We start from the raw sequence: 6,056 nt of genomic DNA on the forward strand, positions 1-6,056 counted from the left end.
AAATTCTCCCCAGCTTAACCGAACTGATTTCTCAGGGATTGCGCCGCAAGGCACATTGAGTTGATTTTGCGGAAGGCAAAATCCCGTTCCAGGAACCACATGCCGCAATCCGGTGCAAGGCTGATACGCTCTTTGGGCACCACTTCCATCGCGTCAATCACCAGTTTGCGAATGGCCTCAATCTCCTCGACCTGGCCCTGCGGATCCAGATTCAGAACACCAATGGCAACCAGCTTGTTGCCAACGGACTGCAGGAAGTCTGGCGTATGTCCTGGCTGGGCGTACTCGGTGTGAATGGCGTCGATATCTGATTCGGCGATCAGTGATACCGCCTTGGGGTAGATCGGGCTCGGTTCTTTCAGCGCGATATTTTTGGAGTAGCCATAGCAGACGTGCACGGAAGTCAGGCAGTCGACACCCCTGATCATACGGTTGATCGCCTCCACCGCAAAATCCTGGCACTGGCTGTAGCGGAAGTGCACTTCCGGCTCATCGATCTGGATGAGGTCGACACCCGCGGCCGCCAGGGCTTTCAGTTCCTGATTGAGCGCATCGGCGATCGCGAAGCAGAGAGACGCCTGATCCGGGTAAATACCGGTATCTACAAGACGATAGGACAGGGTCACCGGACCGATCACAGTGATTTTACTGCGTTTGGCGGCATAGCGTTTCAGGAACGGAATGTCGCTGACCACCATCGGGCCGGGCCAGCGGATTTTGTCCCGCACAGCGGGGAACAGGACTTTATGCGCCTGTTTGGCCTGGTCTTCCTTTTGAAGGTCGGCCCCCACATTGGTGGCCTTCTGCTTCATTTTCAGGTATTCGGTAATGTCGTTATGGAAATTAGTGAATTCCGCCGGGTTTTCCTGATCGATCCCCAGCAGATTGTAGAAATGACCGCTGAAGGTCTGGCGCCGCACCTCGCCGTCCGTTGCGAACGTCATGCCCGCCATATTCTGGTCGTAGATCGCCAGACGCGCGGCGTCGTCGATCGCCGCAGGCAGCAGTTCTTTTTCGACATTCCACCAGGTGCCTTCCTTCTGGTAGACCTTGTCGTGGTTGGCGAGCCACTGGGGTTTTACGTAGCTGCCCACCAGTTGAGTAGGAAACAGATCTGTCTTCCACATATTTGATTACCTTGCTTTAGCCTGGCCGTTATGCGGCCGTTATTCTGTTTTGTGAGCATTGCGCATTGGCTTTCGAGCAACCGGGCAGGGCGCGAATAGCGTTCGCCCCCCCTGGCACGACCAATCAGCTGGCGGCGCTGACGAAGCGATCGTGTTCCTCTATTTTGGGTAAGTCGTCCGTGGTTACACCCAGCCACTTGTCGCCTTCCTCGGGCAGCATTACCGGGATGCCTTCGACGATGGGATACTGGCGGCCACAGTCGTTGCAGCCCAGCCAGTCGTTTTTTACCTCCGCGAGCACGCCCTTGTCTTCGCGTGTGCAGTGGGGGCAGCGGAGGATGTCGATGTAATCTTGCGTTTTCATGGTGTCTCTCCCGTTATGGGTATTGCATGGAATTTGGTTAGGCTTGAGCGGGAATACCTGTACCCGGCTCTTCTTCTTTTTCTGCGGCGGCCTGCAGGCCCTCGATCGTGACGGTGCGCACAACCAGGAAACTGAAGACGACCATCAGGGCCTGCAGGATGAATATGAGTGCAAAGGCAATATTGGCGGTGAGGACTTCGCTCTCGACCAGCAGGGAATAGAGGCAACCGCTGACGGTAAACGAGAGAAACAGGCCGATGACCTGTGCCAGGCTCCACAGTCCCAGATAACGGCTTTCCTGGCCTTCTACGGTCATGTCAGCCATGAAACTGATGGAGGGAAATACCAGCAAGCCCAGTGCGAAGGCGCTGTAACAGTAAAAGACATTGAACAGCGTAAGGTTTTGTAGCCAGGCCGCCCAGGCGAGGAGGGCAAAGCCGATAATCGACAGGGAGGCGCCAATGGCCATCAGTCGTTTGCCAAAATCCAGCGGCAGGGTCTTTTCGTTTTCGACCGAAAGGCCCGCTGCTTTTTTAGCCTGCAGGCGCTTTTTGGCAGTGACGCCGACAAATATGCCACACGCTGCCATGCCGAGCGTCTGGATGCCGTTATAAAAGCGCTGGTATATCGTTGACTCGCCCGCTGGAAGGCCGAACAGGTCATCTGCCCATAGTTCCTGCAGCATATCCTGCAGGAATACTGACAGCAGGGAGAAAATGATAAACACAAAAAATAGCAGTGCCTGGCGGTTATAGGCCAGCACGGCCATGGATTCTTTCATCGGCTCCAGCAGTTTCACGGGTTTCGGCGGGTTGGTTTTGATCTCCTGAAGTTGGGCCCTGGTCAGTCGGGTCTCAAGTTTGATCAGCCCGAGGATCGTAATGCTGATCATAACGACCGGAGTCAGGTTGTAGAGGTTCTGCATGGCCTCCAGGCTGTATACCGGCATCAGGGCGCCGAATACCCATGCCCAGCCAGCCATGGCCAGTGCCTGTACTGTCCAGGTAAGGGTAACCACTCGGGAGCGGCTCTCTTTGGTGGTGACGTCGTTCAACAGATCGAGAAAAACATTCGCCTGCATCGCGATACAGATCCCGAAAGCACAAAAGAGCAGCAGGCAGTAAACATAGGCAAGACTGCTGCCCGCCTGCATGTCGACGAGAACGCCGGGCATCAGGGGGAATGCAAAGCTGCCGAGGAGGGTGCCGAGCAGCATATAGGGTGTGCGGCGATAGCCGAAAATCGGCCAGCGCTCACACATACGGCCGATGATCGGCTGGATTGGGCCGAACAGTGTGTAGACGCCGATCAGCAACGAGATGATTGCCGCCGGCAAACCCATTTCAATTATTGCAATGCGGTTGAAACTCGTCACCACCATGCAAAAGCTCCAGGCGATGGCAATTTTCTGCAGGGTAAACTGCAGTTTCGCCTGACCTTCACTCACTTTCATTTCAATTCACCTTTTGAATAAATTGACATTGGCCTAGCCGAGATCCGCGGCCATGGCATTGCTGAGACCATCTTTGCTGATGCGTTTGTGGAAGTTTTCGGCGTTTATCTGCCAGAGGAAGTAGAGGCTGTACAGACTGACGAAACCTTCTACCGTAAAGATGATGGCGAACCCATCGGACGCAGCGAACAATCCACTTTCAATCAGTGAGGTCACCAGTTGCCCGCCTGCGATGGATGCGAGACCACTGGCAAAGGCAATCGCGAATCCCCAGAGCCCGATGTAGGCGCCGCGCTCATTGTCGGTGGTGAACTCCATCATGGTGGTCAGGGTGCCGACCAGTGCGAACCCGTTGAAAAAGCCCATGCCAACCAGTGAATAATTGACGATGGTCGCTTCGGCCAAATAGGCACCAGAGGCGAGCGCGAACATTGATATTCCTATGCCGCTAATGCCAAACGTGATCGCACTGATCTTGGAAATGCCTCCGCGGAAAACGAGTGCGCCCATCAGGAACATACCTACGATGGCTCCGCTGCCCCATATTTGCTGGAAGCGACCTGTTTCCCCTACGGTCATCCCGAGCACATCCGCGCCGAATACCTCGAGGATGTTGTCCTGAAGGCTATAGCCGAACATGAACAGGAAAATAAAGAAGAAGAAATTTCTTACCGTACGGTTCCTGATTACGTCGATAGTGAAATCCTTGAGGCTGGAATGCTCCTGCGCGTTCAGCTTTCCTCCGTTCGGCATGGCATCGCCGGGCTTACGGCGTTTCTCGACGCCGATCAAACCCAGTAGTGTAGTGACGCCAACCACCGGTATGGACAGCAGATAGAGCGAGCGCATCGTCTGCTCATCGTACGTTGGCATGTAGCCGCGGATAAATTGCAGTGACGCGATCATGCCAATGATCAGCATGGTCCAGATCAGTGCCGTTACCAGCCCCCGGCTGCGCTCGGGGATTACCTCTGCAACCAGGGCCAGATGGTTGGCTCCTGCCATCGCGAACCCGATACCAAACAGTACGAGCACCAGGAAGGCAGCGATGTAAGTAATGTATGGAATTGTCAGGCCGAACAGCTCATCGGGGGTTTGTGACATTGGCACCACGATGTAAGGCAGTACCGCCACTGCCGCTGCTGAGAGCAGCATCCCGATTAGAACGTATGGCGTACGGTGCATGCCGAACAGTGGGACACGGTCTGCCAGCCGGCCAAGGACGACCCCAAAGGGGGAAAGAAAGTGGTAAAGCCCCAGGAGGCTGGTAATGACAACTGCCGTGATCCCAAGTTCATAAATGGAAATACGGTTGAAATTACTGGTCAGAATTGCAAAAAGCCAGCCAGCAGCTGCACGCGGTAGTGTTAATTGAAAGGCCCTTAAGACCAGTAGGAACCTGTCCATAAAATGCCCTTAGGTTAGTCATTGTTATTAGAATATTTGTCGCAAGGCGACAGGGGGCCAAACCTCTACCCCCGGTATGGACTACTTTCCGATGCCCGTAATCGGATAAAGGTGGAACTCCCACTTCACATCTTCAACCGCGTGGATATCGTCAAAGTGAGACTCGGCCCACGGGCGAACCTTTGCCATGAGGGCGTCGATCTGTTCCCGCGTCAGGCTCCAGGTTTCGTTGTGTATCCCGTTATCCATACGCTCGAGGATGTCGGCTACGGAAACTTTCTCGATCCAGCTGCAGGCAACAATCGGGCGGGTCATCTGCCCGCCGAGTCTCTGGATTTCCTGGAACAGCGCCGGCCCGGCTGCGTCGGTAGGGTGCATCTCAGGGGCAATGTCCAGGGTAAACATGCGGGACTGGCTGCGGAGCTGGCCTGCACCGGATTCCTCGTCGAGCACATCGCGACCGATAATGAAGGTGCCTTCTGGTTTCAGGACGCGTGCGGCTTCCTTAAGCGCATCGCGCCAGAATTCGATCTGGTGCAGCACATTGGTGGTAATGACTGCGTCGAAAGTGTTGGTGGCAAACGGGGTCTGCAGTACGGTGCCGACGGCCTGACGTGCGGGGATGCCGCGATCTTCGGCAAGCTTCTTGGACGCCTTGAGCATATGGTGCTCAATGTCCATCGCGATCATATTGGTATGTGCAGCAATTGGAACCGAAATTCGTCCAGCGCCGCCGCCAAAATCCATTATCTTGGCGCCTTTACCGATTAGCTCGGCGACGGATTCACCAAGTGCCACCGCAGCATCCAAGGGTATATTGTTGATGTCGTTGTAGATCGCTGCGATTTCCACATAAGACATCTCGTTATAGGCTTTGCTCATGGCTGTTCCCGCTCCTACTTTATTTTATTTTCAAGAACCTTAACGCAGATCCAACGCTATTAATATTGAAATTCTTTGATATAGATTGCCGTTTTTGACAAATATCAAGCTCCCCATTGCAGGGAAATTTGCGCAGGTGAGGTATGGGGTGCTGGCTGAATTTCGAGCGTTGGCATTTGAGTTTCGCGGAGCAGAGAGTGAGCGTGACGTTGGTAGCTGTGGTGGTGCGAAATGTGAGGGGCCACCAGATTTTGCTTTGTGGCAACCCCTGATTTTGAGTGGCGTTGAGGCTGGAGTTGGGGGGGTATGCTGAAATTTTGTTCTATTTTTATCGGGCATCTGTGCGAAGTTGTTCGGGTTTAACTCGCTGGCGCGAGTTAAACGAACCTGGGAGGTTCGTCCACCGCCTGAATTTGCGATACATAAATGCCTGATCCCTTCGGCACTCGGTCATCGTTGAGGTGGTGGGGGAGGATGGACTCAAAAAACACTTGGGTGTTTTTTGCCCCTTTGGGCTCGCGGTGCTCGGTCTTAACTCGCTGTCGCGAGTTAATCGAACCTGGGAGGTTCGCCATCCCTTCGGCACTCGGTCATCGCTGAGGTGGTGGGGGGAGGATGGACTCAAAAAACACTTGGGTGTTTTTTGCCCCTTCGGGCTCGCGGTGCTCGGTCTTAACTCGCTGTCGCGAGTTAATCGAATTTGGGAGGTTCGTCCACCGCCTGAATTTGCGATACATAAATGCCTGATCCCTTCGGCACTCGGTCATCGCTGAGGTGGTGGGGGGAGGATGGACTCAAAAAACACTTGGGTGTTTTTTGCCCC

Annotated in this window: 5 protein-coding genes; all 5 read right to left on the reverse strand. The window is 54.4% G+C overall.

Going from position 1 to position 6,056, the window contains the following annotated elements; all coding sequences use genetic code 11:
• Nucleotides 1-14 precede the first annotated feature (14 nt).
• The 5 genes from ACNKU7_RS17715 to ACNKU7_RS17735 all read right to left on the reverse strand — a co-directional run bounded on the left by ACNKU7_RS17715 (nucleotide 15) and on the right by ACNKU7_RS17735 (nucleotide 5,233).
• Nucleotides 15-1,127 carry a hypothetical protein gene (locus tag ACNKU7_RS17715; RefSeq protein ID WP_418298322.1) on the reverse strand — a complete coding sequence of 371 codons (1,113 nt, stop codon included), beginning with the start codon at nucleotides 1,125-1,127 and terminating at the stop codon, nucleotides 15-17.
• A 124-nt stretch (nucleotides 1,128-1,251) separates the two neighbouring features.
• Nucleotides 1,252-1,491, reverse strand: coding sequence for a Trm112 family protein (locus ACNKU7_RS17720; protein WP_418298323.1), 240 nt, complete (start codon nucleotides 1,489-1,491; stop codon nucleotides 1,252-1,254).
• Between the two features lie 37 nt (nucleotides 1,492-1,528).
• Nucleotides 1,529-2,944 (reverse strand): BCD family MFS transporter, encoded by a 1,416-nt coding sequence (locus tag ACNKU7_RS17725; RefSeq protein WP_418298324.1) that lies wholly within the window; start codon nucleotides 2,942-2,944, stop codon nucleotides 1,529-1,531.
• 33 nt (nucleotides 2,945-2,977) lie between these two features.
• Nucleotides 2,978-4,351 carry a BCD family MFS transporter gene (locus tag ACNKU7_RS17730; RefSeq protein WP_418298325.1) on the reverse strand — a complete coding sequence of 458 codons (1,374 nt, stop codon included), beginning with the start codon at nucleotides 4,349-4,351 and terminating at the stop codon, nucleotides 2,978-2,980.
• An 81-nt stretch (nucleotides 4,352-4,432) separates the two neighbouring features.
• Entirely contained in the window at nucleotides 4,433-5,233 is an 801-nt protein-coding gene (locus ACNKU7_RS17735; protein WP_418298326.1) for a class I SAM-dependent methyltransferase, read from the reverse strand.
• Between the last annotated feature and the right edge of the window lie 823 nt (nucleotides 5,234-6,056).

It is taken from the genome of Microbulbifer weihaiensis (genome assembly GCF_048323715.1).
Classification (GTDB): Bacteria; Pseudomonadota; Gammaproteobacteria; order Pseudomonadales; family Cellvibrionaceae; genus Microbulbifer.

Bases quoted from the DNA above. Each gene is read 5' to 3' on its own strand.
- ACNKU7_RS17725 (WP_418298324.1), bottom strand. From the start codon at position 2,944: ATGAAAGTGAGTGAAGGTCAGGCGAAACTGCAGTTTACCCTGCAGAAA.
- ACNKU7_RS17730 (WP_418298325.1), bottom strand. From the start codon at position 4,351: ATGGACAGGTTCCTACTGGTCTTAAGGGCCTTTCAATTAACACTACCG.
- ACNKU7_RS17715 (WP_418298322.1), bottom strand. From the start codon at position 1,127: ATGTGGAAGACAGATCTGTTTCCTACTCAACTGGTGGGCAGCTACGTA.
- ACNKU7_RS17735 (WP_418298326.1), bottom strand. From the start codon at position 5,233: ATGAGCAAAGCCTATAACGAGATGTCTTATGTGGAAATCGCAGCGATC.
- ACNKU7_RS17720 (WP_418298323.1), bottom strand. From the start codon at position 1,491: ATGAAAACGCAAGATTACATCGACATCCTCCGCTGCCCCCACTGCACA.